This is a genomic window from Paraburkholderia sp. RAU2J (assembly GCF_003634845.1).
GTDB lineage: Bacteria > Pseudomonadota > Gammaproteobacteria > Burkholderiales > Burkholderiaceae > Paraburkholderia > Paraburkholderia fynbosensis.
In genome coordinates this window covers 1,176,321-1,193,388 of record NZ_RBXG01000002.1, presented here as the reverse complement: position 1 = coordinate 1,193,388, position 17,068 = coordinate 1,176,321, and the positions used below count along the sequence as shown (strand labels likewise).

Genomic DNA, 17,068 nt, shown 5'->3' with positions numbered 1-17,068 from the left:
CCCCTTCGCTACGACTCGGGCTTCAACTGCGCGTCCGGTCTCTCGACGCCCGCCGCGCGCAGCGCTTCATGCAGCGTGGCGAAGATACAGCGCGCCTCGACGAGCGGCGTGATGCCATGCCGGTCCATGTCCGAGCGCAGATAGCGGTCCACGCGCGCGAAGATCACTTCGATGCCGCCGCGCTTGAGCGCCACGCACAACTCGCCCACCGAACGCGCCGCCGAATAGTCGAGGTCGGTGATCGCGCTCGCGTCGATCACGAACGAGCGCACCAGGTTCGGCGCCCCGTCGATCAGGCGGCGGGTATCGTCGACGAAGAAATGATCGTTCGCGTAAAACAGGTCGGCGCCGAAGCGATAGACGATCAACCCCGGCGCGGTCTGGATGCCGGGCATGGCCGGCACCGGCACCCACATGTCGTCGTCGCCGGGCGCGAGGATCATCGCGTGCGGACGGTAGCTGTGCCGCACGTGACGCAGCAGCGATAGCGCCACCGCCACGAGGATGCCGTGCTCGACGCCGATCAGCACCACCGCCGCCGCGGTGAACACGGCCAGCGCAAATTCGCCGGGGCTTTCGCGGCGAATCGCGAACAGCGTCTTCAGATCGATCAGGCCGATCGCGATCGTCAACACGATGCTGGCAAGAATGCAGTGCGGCAGATATTGCAGATAGCGGCTGAAAAAAAGCAGCACCACGACCACTACCGCCGCAAACGCGAGCTGCGCGAACTGGCTGCGCGTGCCGGCGCGATCGGCCATCGCGGTCTGCGTCGGACTGCCGTTGACCACGAACGCACCCGACACCGCCGCCGCCGCGTTGGCCGCGGCGATCCCGAGCAGATCGGCGTTGGTGTCGACGGACTCGTGATAGCGCTCGGCGAACACGCGGCTCGCGGCTGCGCTTTGCGCGACGATCATCACAAAGCAGGAGGCCGCGACCGGCACCAGATCGAGCAGCTGCTGCCACGTCACCGACGGCAGGCGCAGCGGCGGCAGGCCGCCCGCCACGGGCCCGAGCACGGCGATGCCGCGCGCCGCGAAACCGTAGTGATCGCTTGCCGCAATACCCGCCACCACGGCGATCAACGGCACCGGCAGGCGCGGCAGGAAGCGCTTGCACGCCAGAATCGCGGCGACCACCAGCAGCGAAATGGCGAGCGTCGGCGGATCGATACGCGCCGCCTCGCGCACGAGGAGCATCAGTTGATCGATACTGCGCGCCGCGTGCCCCGGCACGCCGAGCATGTCGCCCAGCATCGCGATGCCGACCTGCACGCCGACCCCGGCGAGAAATCCCACCAGCACGGTGCGCGACAGGAAATCGGCGAGAAAGCCCAGTTTGAAAATCCGCGCGATCAGCAACAATGCGGCGGTGAGCAACGCGACCATCGCGGCGAGCGACGCGTAGTCGGCGCTCCCCGTGGGCGCCATCGTAGAGAGACGGCTTGCGAAGATCGTCGCGGTGGCGGAATCGGCGGCCACGACCAGGTGCCGCGACGCGCCGAAAAAAGCAAACGCGACGAGCGGCAGAAAGACGGTGTAAAGCCCGGTAACGGCGGGCATGCCGGCAATGCGCGCGTAGCCGAGCACCTGCGGAATATCCATCGACGCGAGTTGCACGCCGGCCAGCGCATCGCGCGCCGCCGCGGCACGGCTCAAAGGAAGCACGCCCTTCAGCACGCCGACGCGCGCGGTGATATTCGCCAGAAAATCTCGCATACGCGATGCCGCCCCACACTTAGGTTATCGCGCATCGTGCCGCGACTCGGCACGCGAAAGCAAGACCTGATGGGCAGGAGATCGCCGGCTCGAGAAAGAGCCGGAGCGAATCAGCGGAAGAACCGGAAGCAGACGGCCCGCAAACAGGCATCGTCTGGCAAGACTGCTGCCAGTGCACCCGCTTCGGCAACTGCAAGGAATCAACGCTTGAAATGACCTGTCTGCGGATCCACATGCCGCGCAAAACCGAACAGCGCGACGATGCCGATTGGACAGACGAGCAGAACGACGGCCAACATCACACACCCCGTAACATTTTGTTACTGGTGAGTTTAAGCGATCTGTACGGAAATTGAATAAGGGAAACTGAAAAGCACTGTTGCCAAGAATTACTATTATTTTTGACAAAGCCCGAAGCGGGGAAATGTGAGAAGGCGGTGAAGCAGGCAAAAAACGTCGGAAAAACGATGATTTTGTACAGCTAGAGGACATTGCGGCTTTAGAACGGCTCGCCAGATCGGCGGCCGCACCGGCAGTCTCCTGGCGGCGATTAGATGAGCGCTTCCAGGGATTCGCCGGGACCGCACCCACCGCTACGACCCGCGGCTGACGTTCTCGACGTTCGCCTCGCCAGGCACGAGATGAGGCAACGTGCGGGCCGGCGGCCTCGGCCTCGAACCCGCCCGCACGAACGCCGCTTGCCGCGTGGCACCCGTTCATCCGGCCGCATCGTCGCTCTGCCTTATAATCCGGCATGATCCGAATCCCCCCGCACACGCCCTCGCAGGCGCCCGCCCTGCGCCGCCGCACCGCCCTCCGCACCCGGGCGGTCGCATGAAAACCCCAAAACGTCTACTCCCGCTGGTCGAAGAAGGCCTGATCGACGAAGTCATCTCGCAGTTGATGAGCGGCAAGGAAGCCACCGTCTACGTGGTGCGCAGCGGCGATTCCACGCGTTGCGCGAAGGTTTATAAGGACGCGAAACAGCGCAGTTTCCGCCAGGCCGCGTCCTATCGCGAAGGCCGCAAGGTCAAGAACAGCCGTGAGCAGCGCGCGATGGAAAAAGGCAGCCGCTACGGCCGCGAAGTGCAGGAACAGGCGTGGCAGAACGCCGAAGTCGACGCACTGTTCCAACTCGCGAATGCGGGCGTGCGCGTGCCGCAGCCCTTCATCTGCACCGACGGCGTCCTCCTGATGGAGCTGGTAACGGATGCCGACGGCAACGTCGCGCCGCGTCTGAACGACGTGGATCTGAGCGAAGCACGCGCACTCGAATTGCACGCGCAGCTGCTCAAGGAAGTGGTGCGGATGCTGTGCGCCGGCATGATCCACGGCGACCTGTCCGAGTACAACATCCTGCTGGCCGCCGACGGCCCGGTGATCATCGACCTGCCGCAAGCGGTGAATGCCGCGGGCAATCTCGAAGCGCCCGCGATGCTCGAACGCGATGTCGACAATCTCGCCGCGTATTTCGGCCGTTTCGCGCCGGCGCTGCTCGACGCCGGCTACGGCAAGGAAATCTGGGCGCTGTACGAAGCGGGCGCCTTGCACGTCGATACGACATTGACCGGTCATGTCGAACAGGACACCACGCCGGTCGATCTGGAAGCCGTGCTGCAGGAACTCGAAGATACGCGGCTCGATGAAGAAGCGCGGCTGCGCTACGAAGAGTCGCTGCGCAGCGGGACGTGAGGCGAGCATGCCGCTTCAGCCGTGCACGAGGCCGCTTCAGGGCGGCAACGTGAAGCGTGCCTGAAGCGTCCCGAAGCGCCCCGAAGTGCCCATGAGCCGCACATGAACGGCCCCACGAGGCAAACACGCTACGAAACGCGGTCCGCCCGCCCCGCCTTCGCCGAAGCCGCCGCCCCCGCCACCGGCCCCACCGATTCCCGCATCGTCACGCTCACCGGAAACTCGCGGAAAATCTCCCATGTGGTCCGGTAGCACTGGTTGACGAGCCAGCGCACCGCGTTCTGCGTCAGCTCCGCGGTCGGGATGTGCACCGACGTCAGCCCGGGCGCGGCGTAAGCGGCCGAATAATCGTCGTCGTAGCCGATCACCGACATGTCGTCCGGCACGGCAATGCCCGCCTGGTGCAGGCGCGCGAGCGCGCTCACCGCCATGGTGTCGTTCGCGCAAAAGAGGCCCGTCACGCGCCGCTTCGAATCGAGCACTTTCTGTGTGGCCGCGTAGCCGCCCTCCGGCGAGAAGTCCGATTCGATCAGCGTGACGTCGTCGCGCGTGATGCCGCTACGCGCCAGTTCGGCGAAGAAGCCTTCGAGCCGCGCCTGGTTGTCCGACGCGCTGAACGGCCCCGAAATCACCGCGATGTCGCGGTGTCCGTAATCGAGCAGCGTGCGCGCGGCCAGTTCGCCGCCGCGCCGGTGATCGGCGCAAAACGACGCCTCCGGCAATTGCTCGAATGCCCGGTTGAGGAACACCATTTTCGGGTGCATGCGATGCAGCATGTTCAGGTCGTCGTCGTGCAGATCGTGGCTGATCACCACCACGCCGTCGCAATCGCGGCCGATCAGAAAGCGCACCGCCTCGATCGCCTGCTCGCGCGGCGACACTTCCCCGCAGCCGGTCGCCACTACCACGTGACGGTGCACCGCGCGCAGTTCGGCATCGGTCTGCTTGAGAATCGTGCCGTAGTAAGAGCCGAAGAAGGTCGGCACGAAAATGCCGATCATGCCGAGCGACTGCGTCGCCATCGCGCGGCCGATCGACGACGGACGGAAGTTCAGCGCCTCGATTGCCGCCTGCACGCGAGCGGCGGCATCGGCCGAGATCGGCCCTTTACCGGAAATGGCGCGCGACGCAGTCGACATGCCCACGCCGGCCAGTGCCGCGACATCCTTGAGAGTAGCCACGCGGTTCTCCGTCAAACCATGTTGATTCCAACGACACCTTGGCCAGCGCTACAACCGAGCGCCGCCTGCGTCGTCGAACAGCGAGACATGCGCGGCGTCGAACGAGAACGCCACGCTGTCTCCAAGCGCGAGCGGCGTCTTGCTCTGGTCGATCGATGCGATCTGCTCGCCATGATAGTCGAGCCAGATGACCCGGTGGTTGCCCATCGGCTCCACCAGCGAAACTTTTGCACGCTCGGGGAGCGCCTCGCCCACCCGCACGTCTTCGGCGCGCACGCCGAGCACGCATGGCTGCCCTTGCGGCGGCGCGCTTTTGAACGCATAGGCCGACACGTCGAGCCGCCAGTGCGCGGTGCAAAACTCGATCGAGCCTTCGCGCGACGCCAGCGTGCCCTTGAGCAGATTCATCGCGGGCGAGCCGAGGAAGGTCGCGACGAACAGATTGTCGGGGCGCGCGTAGACTTCGGCGGGCGTGCCGAACTGCTGGATCACGCCGCCGCGCATGACCGCCATGCGGGTGGCAAGCGTCATCGCTTCGACCTGATCGTGCGTCACGTAGATCATCGTCGCCCCGAGGCGCTGATGCAGTTGCTTGAGTTCGCGGCGCAGTTCGGTGCGCAGTTTCGCGTCGAGATTCGACAGCGGTTCGTCGAACAGAAACACGTCGGCTTCACGCACGATCGCGCGGCCGATCGCCACGCGCTGGCGTTGCCCGCCCGATAGTTGCGCCGGTTTGCGCTTGAGCAGCGGGCCGAGTTGCAGCATCTCGGAGGCGCGCGCCACGCGCCGCGCGATCTCCGCCTTCGGCGTGCCGTTGATGCGCAGCGCGAACGACAGATTGCGCTCGACGCTCATGGTCGGATACAGCGCATACGACTGGAACACCAGCGCGATGCGGCGGTCCTTCGGATCGGCCCAGGTCATGTCAACGCCCGCGATCTCGATGCTGCCGTCGCTCACGTCGATCAGCCCGGCAATGCTATGCAGCAAGGTGGATTTGCCGCAGCCCGAGGGGCCGAGCAGCACGACGAACTCGCCGGCGCGCACGTCGAGATCAAGATTCTCGATCACGGTGTTCGCGCCGAGGCGAATGGTCAGATTGCGCACCGCGACGTTGGCCGGGTTCGTGAGGCCCGCCGCGTCCGCGACGCCGGGCACGCTTGCCGCGTCGGCGCCCGCGCCGGTTGCCGCATTCCCCAACGGATTGCCCAGCGCATTGCCGACCGCATTGCTCACAACAGCCGCGTTTGTCATGCCCTTGCCCTATCCCTTGACCGCGCCCGACGCAATGCCGCGCACGAACCAGCGACCCGAAATGAAGTAGACCGCGAGCGGCACCATCGACGTCAGAATGGTCGCCGCCATGTTGACGTTATAGAGGCGCTCGCCGGTCGTCGTATTGATGATGTTGTTCAACTGCACCGTCATCGGCAGGTTTTTGGTGCCCGCGAACACGAGCCCGAGAATGAAGTCGTTCCAGATGCCCGTCACCTGCATGATGACCGCGACCACGATGATCGGCGTGGACATCGGCAGCATCAGTTGTACGAAGATGCGCCAGAAGCCGCCGCCGTCGATGCGCGCCGCCTTGAACAGCTCCTGCGGAATCGACACGTAGTAGTTGCGGAACAGCAGCGTCATCACCGGCATGCCGAAGATCGTGTGAATCACGACGATGCCCGGCAGCGAGCTGAACAGATGCACGCTCGCCAGCACGCGCACGAGCGGATAGACCATCACCTGCACCGGAATGAACGCGCCCATCAGCAGCACGCCGAACAGCAGGCCCGCGCCGCGCGGCCGCCAGAACGACAGCGCATAGCCGTTCACCGCGCCGATCGCGATCGACAGCACCGTGCTCGGCACGACGATGCGCACCGAGTTCCAGAAGCCGACCCGGATGCCGTTGCAATCGAGCCCGGTACACGCGGACTGCCACGCGGCGCTCCATGCGTCGAGGGTGAAATGCGCGGGGAACGCCAGCAGATTGCCGAGCCGGATCTCGCTCATCGGCTTGACCGAGGTCACGAGCATCACGTAGAGCGGCAGCAGGAAGAACAGCGCCGCGCTCAGCAGAAACGCGTAGACGCCAAGACGCGCGGGCGTGAATGCCGTGCGCCGCCGTTTGTGCGCGCGGCTCGGCGTGCCGCTTTTCAGCGGCGGACTGAGCGTGTTCATCACACCTCCTTGCGCAGCGCCGCGCGGCTGCGGGCATAGAAGAACGGCGCGAGAATCGCGAGCACCGTCGCCAGCAAGACGATCGAAGCGGCCGACGCGAGACCGATATTGGCGCGCCCGAACAGATAGTCCATGATGAACTTGGCCGGCACTTCGCTCGCAGTGCCGGGGCCGCCCTGGGTCATCGCGACCACCGCATCGTAGAGCTTGACGACCATCACGAACAGCAGCACGAACGCAGTGGAGATCGACGGCCCGAGCATCGGCACGACGATGCTCGCATAGACGCGCCAGCGCGGAATGCCGTCGATGCGCGCGGCTTTCCACAGTTCGTCGTCGATGCCGCGCAAGCCCGCGAGCAGCAGCGCCATCACCAGACCCGAGGCCTGCCACACCGTCGCGATGACGATCGTGTAGATCACCCAGTGCTGATCGACGATCCAGTCAAACCGTGCGTGCGCGAAGCCGAGCTTGTGCAGCACGGCCTGCGCGCCGAGCTCCGGATTGAGAATCCATTGCCACACGAGCCCGGTCGCGACGAACGACATCGCGTACGGATAGAGAAACACCGTGCGCAACGCGCCTTCCGCGACCACGCGCTGATCGATGAAGATCGCCAGCAGCAACCCGATCACCATGCACGCGACGATGAAGCACACGCCATAGATCACGATGTTCTGTAACGACTGCAGCCAGCGGTCGTTATGAAAAAGCCGCACGTATTGCGTGAAGCCCACGAAGGTATCGGAAGGAAACGTGCGCGAATTGCTGAGCGACACACGCGCGGTCCAGACCATCGTGCCCAGATACGCGAACACGACGGTCAGGATCATCGGCAGCAGCGCGAGCCACGCCGCGATGGAAAACCGCTTCTTCAGCGGCTTGTGACGCGGCTTGCGGCGAGGCCCGTTGCGGGGCCGGTCGCCGGAGCCGGTGGCCGGCAGCTTGAGCGCGTGCATCGCCGCCCGCCTAGCTCTTCAACGCGCTGGCAAACGCTTTCTGCGCGTCGTCGACCGACTGGTTCTTGTTCCAGAAGTTGGTGACGACGTCGATCAGCGCACCCTGCGTGTCGGGCGAGAGCAGCATTTCCGGATTCGGCAACTGCCGCGACTTATCCTTCATGATCGCAATGCCCTCCTTCGCGCAGATGTCGAGACTCGCGGCATCCACATCGGGACGAATCGGAATCGAGCCCTTCTTCGCGCTGAACGCGACCTGCGCGGATGGCGAGGTCATCACCGTGGCGAGCAGATTCTGCGCCTTGATCGCGGAAGGGTTGTCCGTCTTCGGGAACACGAACACGTCGCCCGCGACCAGATACGGCGAATGCGGACCGAAGCCGGGGAAGCAGCCGAAGTCCTTGCCCGCGCTCTGATTGGCCGCCGAGAATTCGCCCTTGGCCCAGTCGCCCATGATCTGCACCCCCGCCTTGCCGGAAATCACGAGCGCGGTCGCGTCGTTCCAGTTGCGGTTGGGCGAGCCCGGATCGACGAAATCGTGCAGACGCTTGAACGACGCCAGCACCTTCTTGAACGCATCCGAATTCACCGCCTTCTGGTCGCGATCGCGATACACCTTCAAGTAAAGATCGGGACCGCCCACATCCGCGAGCACCGCGTCGAACGTGATCTTTTCCTGCCACGGCTGGCCGCCGAACGCGAGCGGAATCACGCCCGCGGCCTTCAGCTTGCCGAGATCGGCGATGAACTCGTCATAGCTCTTCGGCTCGGCGGTGATGCCGGCCTTCTGGAACACCGGCTTCGAGTAGAAGAACCACGCCGGCATGTGGATGTCGACGGGCGCCGCATAGTAATGGCCCTTCACCTTGATGCTGTCGAGGATCGACGACGGGAACACGGTGTTCCAGTTCTCCTTCGCGGCGACATCGTCGACGTTGTTCAGCAGGCCCTGATCGATCAGGTCGTGAAACTGCTTGGACGTATTGAATTGCGCGGCCGTGGGTGGATCGCCGCCGACGATCCGGTTGATCGCCGTGGAGCGCGCCTGATCGGCGCCCGCGACTGCGTTGTCGACCCACTGGCCGCCGGCCTTGTTATACGCATCGGCGAACTGGCGAATCGCGGCCGATTCGCCGCCCGAGGTCCACCAGTGAATCACGTTGGCCTTCAGAGGCTCCGCCTGCGCGACGACGCCATACAACGCCAGTGCCGCAACCACGCCTCGCAAGACCATTTTTTTGCTGTTCATTCCGTCTCCTCCAGGCTTTGCGCCCGTGTTTCAAGTCGACATGCCAACCAGCTTTATCTGCTGCTCCGTCAATCGTTACGTCCTTGCTCCCCGCTCCTTCAAAAACTTCGCGACCAGCTCCGCGCTGCATTTGAGCGTGCGCTTCTGCGTCGCGTAATCGACATGCACGATGCCGAAGCGCCGCTCGTAGCCGAACGCCCACTCGAAGTTGTCCATCAGCGACCAAAGGAAATAGCCGCGAATCTCCACACCCGCCTTGATCGCCTCGTCGACCGCGGCGAGATGGCGCTTCAGGAACGAGATGCGCTGGCTGTCGTCCACCTTGCCATCGCTCACCTGATCGTCCGAGGCCATGCCGTTTTCCGTGATGTAGATCGGCGGCAGGTTGGCGTAAGTGCCCTTGAAACCGGTCAGCAGGTCGCGCAAACCGTCGGGGTGCACCTCCCAGCCCATCTGCGTGCGCTCCACGCCTTCGAGCGGCACTTCCTTGAAACCGTGCGCGCCGTCGCCCGCGACGTTCGTGCGGAAATAATAGTTGATGCCGAGGAAGTCGAGTGGCGCGGAAATCGTTTTCATGTCGCCGTCGAGCACGAGCGGTTCCGTGCCCGGCCACAATTCGAACAGGTCCTGCGGATATTCGCCCTTGAGCAGCGGGTCGAGAACCCACGCGTTGTGCTGGACTTCGAACAGATGCGCGGCGCGCTGGTCGGCAGCGCTATCGCTATTGGCCGTGCCGCGGCCGATGTTGGCGACGATGCCCTTTTGCGAGCGCGGATCGTTGGCCCGCAGCACCGGCACGGCGAGACCGTGCGCGAGCAGCAGATGATGCATCGCCTGCGTCGCGAAGCGGCCGTTGGCGAGGCCCGGTGCATGATGGCCGTTGCCGTAGCCGAGATACGCGGAGCACCACGGCTCGTTGAGGGTTCCCCATGCGTCGACCGAGCCGGCCAGTTCGCGGCTCATCAGGTCGGCGTAGTCGGCGAAACGGTACGCGGTGTCGCGATTGAGCCAGCCGCCGCGATCTTCCAGATGCTGCGGCAAGTCCCAGTGATACAGCGTGACGAAGGTCGTGATGCCCTTCTCTTTCAGCCGCGCGAGCAGGCGCTTATAGAAGTCGATGCCCTTGCGATTCGGCGCGCCCGCCGCGTCCATCACGCGCGGCCATGCGATCGACAGCCGGTAGCCTTCGAGGCCGAGCCCCGCCAGCAGATCGACGTCCGCTTCCCAGCGATGGTAGTGATCGCAGGCCACGGCGCCGGTGTCGCCGGCCAGCACCTTGCCGGGCGTCGCCGAGAAGGTGTCCCAGATCGACGGCAGGCGGCCGTCTTCATGGATCGCGCCTTCAATCTGATACGCCGCGGTGGCCGCGCCGAGCAGGAAGTTCTTGCGCCACAGCGACGAGTCCGCGGGCGGCGTGAAAGGATCGGCGAGCGAAGGGGGGGAGACCGGATCCAGTACTGCGGATGTGTCGTTTGCCATGGATTCTCCAGCGCTGAGGTCGTTGAACCGGGTTGGCGGAGCTGTCCTTCGACCCATGTAAATGCTTGGGTGGAAGCGCTTCCACAGTGACCAGCGAACGATAGCAGTGGCGGATTCACTGCAGCAATCAGGGTTTGTCTGGAGCGGTCGTGGCGTTTGGGTTCATGTGAGTCCGAAGCCTGTTCACACGCGTCTGAACTCGGGCGGTGCACGCTGTGCATGGCTTACGGTTCGATGGGAACCGCCTCTGGCTCCATGGTTTTGGGTTCAGGCTGATGGCTCTGACTACTCGCGCAACGGCAAAAAAACTGGCCGCATTGTGGTCTCGATCAAAAGCATTTCAAATGCAGAAAGTTCGAGAACTACCGATTCAATCGCATTGCATAAAGCGGTGATGTGAGACGACAGTGCTTGCGCTTGTTCCCGCATTTTTTCATATCGCCTGCATGATCCTGCCACTCGGTTTTGAACCGGTTTCAGCCGGCCATTGCATCAAGAGCATCGAGGTGCAACATGATACGATTGACGTCTCGTCGCTGCGTGTCGCCCAGAATCCATGCGCACCCTCACCTCTCTGCTTGTCTCGCTCACGCTCGCCTCGCCGCTCCCGGTCCTGGCGCAAGGCATCGGCAATCCAGACTACGATCAATGCATCCTGCAATCGCTGAGAGATAGTCAAAGCAGCGTAGCGGCAAACGCGATCAGACGCTCGTGCGAAGCGCTTTACAGAAACGGCGCGCTGTTATTGCCTCGGGAAAGGTCGTATCACGTGTGCGTCCTGGAGAATTTGCAGACTGTGAGAAGCCAATTGGCGATTCAACAGATCCTGCGAGCATGCCAGCGCCAGAATCAGATGTGAGCGTTAGTTCGTTACTCAGTAAGCCGACCCATCTACGCGACGAGCGCATTGGTCACGCACGATTGGGATATGAACGGCGGCAAAAAAATCGAAAGCTTGCCGATTCTCAATAGGCGCACCCCGGTCATGACAAAAATAGCCGCCCTTGTTTTTCGCGCAAACGCAGTCAAGGCCGAACGGCGAACAACCGCGCAGGGTCCCGCTGGTCCTTTTCATTGGCGCGCGTAGAATCGTCACTAGTCTTCGAGCAGGCATTCAAAAAACAAGAGGTCGAACCGATCCCTCATGAATAACCGCCCAATGAAGCTCTATTTCAGCCGCAACTACAATCCGCGCCTCGCCGTTGCCGTGGCGCGCTATCTGAACTCACCGGTCGAGTTTGAATTCGCTTCCCCCTTTTCGCCGGGCGAGAGCGAGAAGTTTTTCAAGCTCAATCCAAACCAATGTCTTCCCATTCTGGTCGAGGGGGAAACGTCGCTGTGGGAAGCGGACGCGATCGCCTGCCGACTCTCTCGCCTCGCCGGGTCCGACTTCTGGCCGACAGGCGACGCCATGCCGGATCTCATCCGCTGGATCAGCTGGGGCTACTGGAATTTCGTGCGCGCCTGCGATCAGGTTCATTTCGAACGAGTTCCCAAGCAGCGTTATGGCCTCGGTCCGATCAGGCACGAGCTCGTCGAGGCGGGCATGAGCCAGTTCGCGTCGTCGGCCGTGATTCTGGAACAGCATCTCGCGCACAGGGATTGGCTCGTCGGCCGCGAACCCACCTACGCCGATTTTCGCGTCGCCTGCGTACTCCCGTTCGCCCAACTCGCCGGCCTGCCGCTCGCCGATTTCTCGCGCGTCGAAGCCTGGCATGCGCGGCTCATGGAGATCCCCGCCTGGCGAGATCCCTTCGCAGGGCTCGACGCGCCTGAACTGCCCCCGCTCAGAGCGGAAGCGAAATGACTCACGGGGCGTTCGTCATGGCGACGCCGCAGCCGCGCGACACGAGCTCGACGACTCGCGCTTGAGGGTTTTCCTTAGTCTCGGGCACGGCAACATGCTAATGGTTGGCCGTCGACGGACATGCTAGGATTTCTTTCAAACAACTCCGGAAACTGCTATGCCGTTCATCTGCGAAAACGTTGAATGTCGTGCCGTGCTGGCGCGTGGGCAAGTCAGATCCACCCACGAGGACGAGAGGTGGTACTTCTACTGCCCGGACTGCAAAGCCAGGAACGAGTTGAAAAATATCGGCATACCTGGCGGTCCTGTCGAGTTGATTCAGCCAGAAAGATCCGACCTTCCGCATAAGGTCATAGCGACTGCCCGGCCATTGGAAGACGGCAAGTACGCAGCGCAATTGCGCGTTCAAAGGGCACTTAGTATGAAAGGCGTTTACGCGGCCGAAGAGCACTGGGAGCAGCTCGGTGTATTCCTCGACGCGCAAGAGGCCGTCGCGCATGCGAAGTCCAAGGCAGCCGACTTGCTGGAGCGAAAAGCCTAGTCTCGAGTTGGGCGTTTCATGCACCGTAGTGATGAACGCGCGGATCTTCACGGCCCGTCACCGTAGATCGGCGCGACACGGTCGTGCTGTACGGTGCGCATGCCGTGCAGAAGCGATTCAGCTTTCCGCGCGCTCCGAAAAGCGGCAGAAACGAATTCCGCACCTCTGCGAGGCAACGTGAGTGGCTCGAATCGACCCACCTTAACTCACGAAGCACCACTAACAGAAAGCTTGACAAATAGCCTGGCCGCTTCGTTGCCATGGGACAAGGCGCGCAATGCAAGGGAGAGCGCTAGCTGTGCGTCGTGAGAGACCGCGCTACGATCCTGATCGAAGAGCTTGACGGCGTGGCGCATATGCTGCGCCGCCTGCGTGTGAAGCTCCACGGCCGCCGCATGATGTTTTGCCACGTCCGCGGCACTGACGCTCGTGCCGCTCGACGGCGGCGCTATCGCGGGCGCATTGGCGTTGTGCGCGCCCGCGTCGTGAGCCTGATCGATCGCATGCAACGTGTGGCCGTGGGCCATCATCGCCTGATGTGCGGCGTGGGCAAAATCCCGCCCGTCCTCGAAATGACGCGCCGCCTCGCGGTGATGTCGCGCGGCCTGCTCGTGATGTGACGCCGCGGCTTCGAGATGACCCTTCTTGCTGTGCTTCGTGTTCATGCCGGCTCCTGTGCAATTCAGGACAGACTCCGATGGCGACCGACTCGAAGACACTCGCGGGTCGCAAACTGCAAGACTCCTAATCTACACGCACCCACGCTTTCTGTGGCGTTTGCGTGTCGCGGAAAATCGGCGTCACGTTGCGTCTGCGGCTAGCGCCATGTCCACAGAGCAGGCCGGGGTGTACCCGGCCTGCTGGGACGTTGGATGCGCTCCGCGTTGCCTGAAGACTGCGCGAGCCCCGCGACTTCGATCACGCTGCCTTGACGAGTCCCAGTTGTTGCAGCGCCGTCAAGCCATCGTCCAGCCCGATCTCTTCGACTATTTTGCCGTCTTTGAGCCGTAGCACGGTCGTGCCGGTGAAGCGCATTGTCCGACCCGTCGCAGCCGGCAACGATCCCATGAGGAAATCGCTGAATGCCGGACCGGTATGTGTGCCACCACCTTCCCAGCGGCCAACGACGTATTCTCCCTCGGCGATGAGATCAGCGGCGCCCCAGAAATTGAGGTCCGGGAACGCTTCGCGGAAATCGGTCATGAATGCCTTGATGTCCTCGCGGCCACGGCGCGGTTCGTGCAGCGAGTATTGAAGCAGCATGTCAGGAGCAGCAAGCTCATCGACGATGTCGAGGTTGCATGTCTTGCCCCAGAAATCAGTAAACCAGCGGCCCACGACGGCCTTGTTGTCATCTTCCCTGGACATGGTGAATTCCTCGTTGACAGTGGGTGAGAGAGGGAAACGCAATCGCTTCCCTCTGCATGAACAATATCGGCGCAAGCATTACGCCGCCCCCCGTTTCTTGCTGGAATACTCGATAAACCAACGCGCGGTCGATGGCAACGAGGGTGACGTGCCGTTTCGGCGGTAGTGCATCACACCGGAGCAAGCGAGTACGACACGACGGCATAGCCGTTTGCGTTAGGTATCCTCTGCGTTCACAGCAATTGGATAGCAAGAATCGGAGTGCCGGCACCGACTCGCTGCCATGTGCGGTTCATGCGACCGCACAGTAGACGAGGCCGACGGCCGAAGAACGGTGCGCGAATCACATGTATCTCGCGGGTGTCCGGTCGCCAATTCGGTGTTCGCGCAGAGCGTGCCCGTCCTTCATTGACTGGAGTCCGACAGTGTTGCCCTTTCTCTCGCTTCATGCGCTCGCAGCCCAACGCGGCGATGGACTGCGCCCTGAACTCAAAGCCTTGTTCGAACACCATGCCGGGCTGGCGACCGGTCTCACCGCTGTTATCGAGCCTGTCGAAACAGCGTTTCTTTCTCAGCAGACAGGCGACGCTGGCGAGTTTTCTGTGAAGGAGTGAGGAGCCGACGAGTCGCCGGTACGCGTCTCATGCCTGCGTGAGAACGGACAGTAAGGCACGAACTTCTGAACGACCTGGAAGGGCCGACGGGAACCAGTCGCCGGCTCAGTTTAGGCGATCAGCGTGCGTTTTCACACAAGCTGGACCCACTTCGGCCGTTGGCAGCCTACGTCACCTCAACGGCGGCATCTTTTCAGTTAGCGAACTCGCAATCGTGTGGTCGTCGAAAGCCACAACCGGGAAGTTGAGCCAGTAGCTGCGAAGTTGCGGTTGTGATGCGACAAAGTGTGAGGCACCGTACATATCGCGAATTTAAGAACAACATAATCTTGTAATGCCATCGTGTCGCGCCAAGCTTTCAATAAAAAATATTTCGTCAAGAAAATGCAAGGGGCGCGGGCGGTTGCGAAACCAACACATTAGCCCGCTAGATGCTGTTGACAATCAGCAAATCCAGATGAATGCCGCGGCGAGCGCAACGAAGGACGAGAAGCGTTGGGAGAGCTTGTCGTAACGGGCGGCAACGCGGCGGAATTGTTTGATGCGGCAGAAGAAACGTTCGACCTAATTTCGTGAGGCATACAGATGCTCGTCCACGGGCGTTGTTCAAGACGATTGGCGCGACCGGGGATGATGGCGTGTCTGGCAAAGCGTTTATACACACTGTTCCACGCTCCGAAATCGGGCGGTAGATCGCGCCATGGGCTGCCGGTACGCGCCATCCACGGCACGGCCTCGACAAACAGTCGATTGTCTGCCGCCGTTCGACCCGGATCCGTGGCCTTGCCGGGCAGCAATGGTGCGATCCGTTCGTATTGGTCATCGTTGAGCATCGGCCTTGGCATCCTGTCCCCGCAAAAGACAGGATGTAAACAGAATTCTTCACAAGTTAACGGCTCCCTCGTTGCTGATTGTCAACAGGCTCTGGGGCGAAAGGAAGAAAAATGAAGAAGATGATTCCCGGCCTGGACGTCCTGCGTTTTTTGCTTGCATGCTATCTGGTCCTGTACCACACGCTCCCTTACTACGCGGAGGCCGACGCGATGCCGCTGGGTCAAGTGTTTAGGCTCGGTGGTTGCGCGACCAGTATCTTTTTTATCTTATCCGGATTCATTCTGTCGCACGTTTACGTTGGAACGACAGGCGGTGAAAACATAAAGATTTCACCATCGAGATTTTTTATCAATCGATTCACCAATCTTTATCCTATACACATTATTACGTTACTGCTGGCAATTGCAGTGATGGCTGTGACTTCTCGCCCATATGACGTTTACGTGTCTGTGGTTGATTCTGCACCTGCGATAATGCACACCATGAGCACCGCGGAAGTCGCGGTCAATTCAGTTTTGCAAGTTCTGTTACTTCAGGCATGGAATCCTTTTTATCTGGCATTCAACATTCCGGCGTGGTCATTTTCGACGCTGCTTTTCTTCTATTTGTTCTTTCCGATACTCGCCCCCCGCTTGATCTCTATGCGTCGCAAGTGGACGATGCTGATCGCGATGTGGGCTGCCTGCCTTCTCCCGGCGATAATCACTGTCGCGAACGGGTGGTATGGAGCGTGGACGATAGGGACGCTCCATACTAATCCGCTGCTACGTCTTCCGGAATTTCTGGCGGGCATTCTCGCATACGGCATATTCGCCGGACACGCTGAGCAGATCACGGGATTCGTCGCACGCCACCGGCGCATCGTGATACTCACGCTGGCAGCATTTTACATCGGCGCCGCTTATCTGTTCGCGGATGGTCCGCAATCCTGGAAGGTCCTCCTCCATAACGGTGCGATTTTGCCGGCGCAAATCGCGTTGATATTCGTTTCCGCCAGCGTGCTACAAGGTGCCTCACTGCGTGCTGCCGGATGGGCCAGGCGTCTCGGAAACGCTTCTTTGTCTATCTTCGCTCTGCAAATACCGCTTTTTACTTTATTTCTGAAAGTTCAGAAGGCGTTGGGAATTCCGTACCCGCTTCTGTCCTGCTTTCATCGATTTCATTTATGCAAAGACGCGGCCAGAATAGTGCCGCTGCATTTTTCGGCCTATCCGGCCTATCTCGTCATGATTCTCTTCGCGTCGGTCCTTTTCCAGGAAAAGGTTATCGCGCCTCTTAGGGAGCCCTTGCGTCGCATGTTGACGCGTCGGTGGGGTCCACCGTTGCCACGAAAAATGCCCTCGCCTTCCGATCCAAGCACGTGGCAAGGGGTCGTGCTCGGCGCCAAGCCGGATCACACAACCTCCAAAACATGAGGACTTGCGAACGGCTCAACTTGGGGAATG

15 protein-coding genes and 1 pseudogene are annotated in these 17,068 nt (G+C 61.8%); 6 read left to right on the top strand and 10 right to left on the bottom strand.

The window, feature by feature from the left end:
- Positions 1–8: 8 nt before the first annotated feature.
- Entirely contained in the window at positions 9–1,721 is a 1,713-nt protein-coding gene (locus tag B0G69_RS22840; protein ID WP_121321252.1) for a SulP family inorganic anion transporter, read from the bottom strand.
- A gap of 834 nt (positions 1,722–2,555) precedes the next feature.
- On the opposite strand from B0G69_RS22840, the gene B0G69_RS22835 reads away from it, so the two are divergent.
- Positions 2,556–3,413: a PA4780 family RIO1-like protein kinase gene (locus B0G69_RS22835; RefSeq protein ID WP_121321250.1), complete on the top strand. Its 858-nt coding sequence runs from the start codon at positions 2,556–2,558 to the stop codon at positions 3,411–3,413.
- 128 nt (positions 3,414–3,541) lie between these two features.
- On the opposite strand, the gene B0G69_RS22830 is transcribed toward B0G69_RS22835, so the two are convergent.
- The 6 genes from B0G69_RS22830 to B0G69_RS22805 form a co-directional block, all read right to left on the bottom strand.
- Positions 3,542–4,594, bottom strand: coding sequence for a substrate-binding domain-containing protein (locus tag B0G69_RS22830; protein WP_121321248.1), 1,053 nt, complete (start codon positions 4,592–4,594; stop codon positions 3,542–3,544).
- Between the two features lie 48 nt (positions 4,595–4,642).
- On the bottom strand, positions 4,643–5,848 hold the full coding sequence (locus B0G69_RS22825; protein WP_241991438.1) for an ABC transporter ATP-binding protein: 1,206 nt from the start codon (positions 5,846–5,848) through the stop codon (positions 4,643–4,645).
- A 9-nt stretch (positions 5,849–5,857) separates the two neighbouring features.
- On the bottom strand, positions 5,858–6,772 hold the full coding sequence (locus B0G69_RS22820) for a carbohydrate ABC transporter permease (RefSeq protein ID WP_121321246.1): 915 nt from the start codon (positions 6,770–6,772) through the stop codon (positions 5,858–5,860).
- Positions 6,772–7,731 carry a sugar ABC transporter permease gene (locus B0G69_RS22815; RefSeq protein ID WP_121321244.1) on the bottom strand — a complete coding sequence of 320 codons (960 nt, stop codon included), beginning with the start codon at positions 7,729–7,731 and terminating at the stop codon, positions 6,772–6,774. The genes B0G69_RS22820 and B0G69_RS22815 overlap by 1 nt, the downstream gene beginning before the upstream one ends.
- A gap of 10 nt (positions 7,732–7,741) precedes the next feature.
- Complete coding sequence (locus B0G69_RS22810; protein WP_121321242.1) at positions 7,742–8,980, bottom strand: ABC transporter substrate-binding protein; 1,239 nt, start codon at positions 8,978–8,980, stop codon at positions 7,742–7,744.
- A 75-nt stretch (positions 8,981–9,055) separates the two neighbouring features.
- Entirely contained in the window at positions 9,056–10,459 is a 1,404-nt protein-coding gene (locus B0G69_RS22805) for a GH1 family beta-glucosidase (protein WP_121321240.1), read from the bottom strand.
- Between the two features lie 556 nt (positions 10,460–11,015).
- Between B0G69_RS22805 and B0G69_RS42010 the strand changes: the two genes are divergently transcribed.
- The 3 genes from B0G69_RS42010 (at position 11,016) to B0G69_RS22790 (ending at position 12,807) form a co-directional block, all read left to right on the top strand.
- Positions 11,016–11,318, top strand: coding sequence for a VF_A0006 family four-cysteine protein (locus tag B0G69_RS42010; protein ID WP_121321238.1), 303 nt, complete (start codon positions 11,016–11,018; stop codon positions 11,316–11,318).
- Between the two features lie 300 nt (positions 11,319–11,618).
- Positions 11,619–12,266 (top strand): glutathione S-transferase family protein, encoded by a 648-nt coding sequence (locus B0G69_RS22795; protein WP_121321236.1) that lies wholly within the window; start codon positions 11,619–11,621, stop codon positions 12,264–12,266.
- A gap of 157 nt (positions 12,267–12,423) precedes the next feature.
- A complete protein-coding gene (locus B0G69_RS22790) occupies positions 12,424–12,807 on the top strand; it encodes a hypothetical protein (protein ID WP_121321235.1) in 384 nt (127 codons plus the stop codon).
- A gap of 206 nt (positions 12,808–13,013) precedes the next feature.
- On the opposite strand, the gene B0G69_RS41080 is transcribed toward B0G69_RS22790, so the two are convergent.
- Together B0G69_RS41080 and B0G69_RS22780 are read right to left on the bottom strand one after the other, a co-directional pair.
- Positions 13,014–13,472 (bottom strand): hypothetical protein, encoded by a 459-nt coding sequence (locus tag B0G69_RS41080; protein ID WP_158608967.1) that lies wholly within the window; start codon positions 13,470–13,472, stop codon positions 13,014–13,016.
- A gap of 253 nt (positions 13,473–13,725) precedes the next feature.
- Positions 13,726–14,175, bottom strand: coding sequence for an ester cyclase (locus B0G69_RS22780; protein WP_121321231.1), 450 nt, complete (start codon positions 14,173–14,175; stop codon positions 13,726–13,728).
- A 425-nt stretch (positions 14,176–14,600) separates the two neighbouring features.
- Between B0G69_RS22780 and B0G69_RS22775 the strand changes: the two genes are divergently transcribed.
- Entirely contained in the window at positions 14,601–14,789 is a 189-nt protein-coding gene (locus B0G69_RS22775; protein WP_121321229.1) for a hypothetical protein, read from the top strand.
- A 444-nt stretch (positions 14,790–15,233) separates the two neighbouring features.
- Here B0G69_RS22775 and B0G69_RS22770 read toward each other — a convergent pair.
- Positions 15,234–15,634: pseudogene (locus tag B0G69_RS22770) on the bottom strand (transposase).
- Between the two features lie 99 nt (positions 15,635–15,733).
- Here B0G69_RS22770 and B0G69_RS22765 point away from each other — a divergent pair.
- Positions 15,734–17,038: an acyltransferase gene (locus tag B0G69_RS22765; RefSeq protein ID WP_121321227.1), complete on the top strand. Its 1,305-nt coding sequence runs from the start codon at positions 15,734–15,736 to the stop codon at positions 17,036–17,038.
- Positions 17,039–17,068: the final 30 nt, after the last annotated feature.